This window comes from Actinopolymorpha sp. B9G3, from assembly GCF_040120725.1.
GTDB lineage: Bacteria > Actinomycetota > Actinomycetes > Propionibacteriales > Actinopolymorphaceae > Thermasporomyces.
The window spans coordinates 1-2,853 of record NZ_JBEEAB010000061.1; the positions used below are offsets into that span (position 1 = coordinate 1).

General features: G+C 62.7%; 3 protein-coding genes. All 3 read left to right on the forward strand.

All coding sequences use genetic code 11. From position 1 onward, the window contains the following. The first annotated feature begins 414 nt into the window (after positions 1–414). Positions 415–1,047, forward strand: coding sequence for an IS630 family transposase (locus tag ABNF93_RS34505; protein ID WP_502877682.1), 633 nt, complete (start codon positions 415–417; stop codon positions 1,045–1,047). A 16-nt stretch (positions 1,048–1,063) separates the two neighbouring features. Next, positions 1,064–1,261, forward strand: coding sequence for a hypothetical protein (locus tag ABNF93_RS34510; RefSeq protein WP_349332469.1), 198 nt, complete (start codon positions 1,064–1,066; stop codon positions 1,259–1,261). A gap of 148 nt (positions 1,262–1,409) precedes the next feature. Continuing rightward, on the forward strand, positions 1,410–2,441 hold the full coding sequence (locus tag ABNF93_RS34515; protein WP_349332471.1) for an alcohol dehydrogenase catalytic domain-containing protein: 1,032 nt from the start codon (positions 1,410–1,412) through the stop codon (positions 2,439–2,441). The last annotated feature ends 412 nt before the right edge of the window (positions 2,442–2,853 follow it).

Sequence of the window (2,853 nt, forward strand, 5' to 3'; positions counted from 1 at the left end):
TCACCTACGGAGTGCCTATCTGCTCGGACGACTTCGACCTTCGACAAGCCGAATTCTTCCAAGCGGACAGGCACTTCCGTGCATTACGCGCCGTACTCACCCACGGCCACACGAAAGATCGAGGCTAGTGCCTCGTCAAGGAACGTTGGTGTTGTAATGGCAGGCTGTGCCTGGAGGTGAGTATGGCACGTCGGCCTGAGGTGTTTGTTCGGGAGTTAAAGCCGCAGGAGGCTGAGCGGCTGGTACAGATCACGCGGCGGACGAGGGATCGGATCCGGTTGCGGCGGGCGGGGATCGTGCTGGCGTCAGTAGGTCGGCGTCAGAGGCGGCAGCGATGTTCGCGGCGTCGCCGGCCTACGCCCGTGATGTGATCAAGTCGTTCAACGAGATGGGGTTCGATGCGTTGAACCCAAAATGGAGCGGGGCCGACCACGCAGGATCGGCCCCGCGGTACGTGAGCATATCTGCCGAATCGCCAAAAGCCCGCCGGGCAAGCTCGGTGAGCCGTTCACCACGTGGAGTTTGACCAAGCTGCGCGACCATCTCGCCAAAGTCCACACGATCAAGGTGAGCACCGAGACGATCCGGCAGATCCTGCGCCAGGCCGGGATCTCCTGGCAGGCAACCAAGGCATGGAAAGGATCGAAGGACCCCGACTTTGCCGTCAAGATGGCCAGGATCCTCGACCTCTACGACAACCCGCCCACCGATGGGCGGATGATCTGTGTCGATGAGTTCGGCCCGTTGAACCTCCAACCCAGACCCGGCAGAGGCTGGTTCCCGATCAAGCGCGCCGCCCGGCTGCGAGCCACCTACACACGCACCGGCGGGGTGCAGCACATGTTCGCCGGGCTCGACCTTGCCACCGGGCAGATGTTCTACCGGTTCCGGGATCGTAAACGCTGGCCGCAGTTCCTCGACTTCTGCAAGCAACTACGCCGACGGTTCCCGGTCGGCAAGCTCTACCTGGTCTGCGACAACTATGGTCCCCACGCCAAGGCAGAGGTCACCTCCTGGTGCACCGACCACGCCATCGACCTCGTTTAACCCCGACCAACGCGTCTTGGCTGAACTGGATCGAGTCCGAGTTCACCGCGATCCGTACTTCACCCTCGACGGCAGCGACTACCCCAGCCACGCCGCTCAGGAAACCGCGATCGCCAGCTACCTCCGCTGGCACAACAAGCAAGCACGACCAAAGCAACGATTCGCGACCGACTCCAAAATCCGCCGCCCCGATTACCTACCCAACGTTGCTTGACGCGGCACTTGATGCCAGACCAAGATCCACCGTTAATCGGACACCCCCTTTAGAGCGCTGCCGCGTTTCCGCCCGGATGCAGTGCGGAAGTGATGAATTGGGACGACTGGTAGGTGATCCAACTCGAGGAGGTCGGTCAGTGACCAAGATGATCCGCGCGGTTCAGGTCAGTCAGGTCAATGCACCGCTACGTGTCGTTGACGTCCCGGAGCCCAGCCCCGGCGAGGGGGAGGTCCGAATCGCTGTCGAGGCGTGCGGTATGTGCGGGACCGACATCAGCATGGTGCGTGGCGCGTTCGGCGTCGGACCGTTCCCGCTCACACTCGGCCACGAGGTCGCCGGCCGAATCGACATGCTCGGCGACGGCATCGTCGGCTGGCAGATCGGCGACCGTGTGGCCGTCGGCTGGTTCGGTGGCAACGACGGAACCTGTCAGTCGTGCCGCGAGGGTGACGCGATCAACTGCGTGAACCTCCAGGTGCCCGGGCTTGCCTATCCGGGCGGGTACGCCGAGTCGACCGTCGTACCGACCAGCGCGCTTGCCCGTATCCCCGAGGAGCTAACGTTTGCCGATGCCGCACCGATGGGCTGCGCAGGCGTGACAGTATTCAATGCGCTGCGCCGCACCTCGGCATGGCCCGGCGATCTGGTCGCGGTCCTCGGGCTTGGCGGGCTGGGGCATCTGGCGGTCCAGTTCGCTGACAAGATGGGCTTCGACACAGTCGTCATCAACCGCGGCGGCAAAAAGGAAGCGACCGCTAGGCAACTCGGCGCCCACCACTACCTCGACAGCACGGCGCAAGATGTGCCCGAGGCGCTGAAAGCACTCGGTGGCGCCAAGGTCATCCTGGCCACCGTGCCGCAGCCGGCGGCAATGACGACGGCCATCGATGGCCTACGTCCCCACGGCGAGCTGATCGTCATCGGATTCTCCCTGGAAAAGATCGAAGTTAGTCCGGCGCAGCTTATTACCGGGCAGAAGACGCTGCGCGGTCATGCCTCCGGCACTTCACAGGAGGTAGAGGAGACGATGCGATTCGCCGCTCAATCCGGGGTCCGGGCCATCACCGAGCAGGCGTCGCTGGAGGATGCGCCACAAGCCTTCGACAAGATGCTCGCCGGAGCAATGCGATTCCGGGGAGTTCTCATACCTGATCGCAGCCAAAACGCCGTCCCGTAAGGGCTGTTAAGATTTCGGCGTGTCTTGTACGTAGGGCCCGCGCCGGTCGATCATTGCCTCGGATGCAGGTGATCAATACTGAGTCAGATAGCTGGATCCAGGTGTTCGCTGGGTCTTCGGTGCTCCAGTCTGGCAGGCTTGGGCGTCGTGCGACTTCGAGGTGCAGAACCAGACCGGCCCGGGACCACGGCGGATCCATCCGTTGGATGATCGGGTGCTGCTTGTCGCGGTGTACTACCGCAACGAATGTGACTCTGCGGCCAGTCGGGTTGCTGTTCGGATCCCTAAGAGCCTGTTCCTGAATCTAGATCCTTCCGTGTGACCTTGATTTCCGATCTTGACTCGCTCTGACGAGTTGTCGGCTGAGGAGCCGGATAGCAGCCCATCTGACCATCGATTCGTGGTGTTCGGG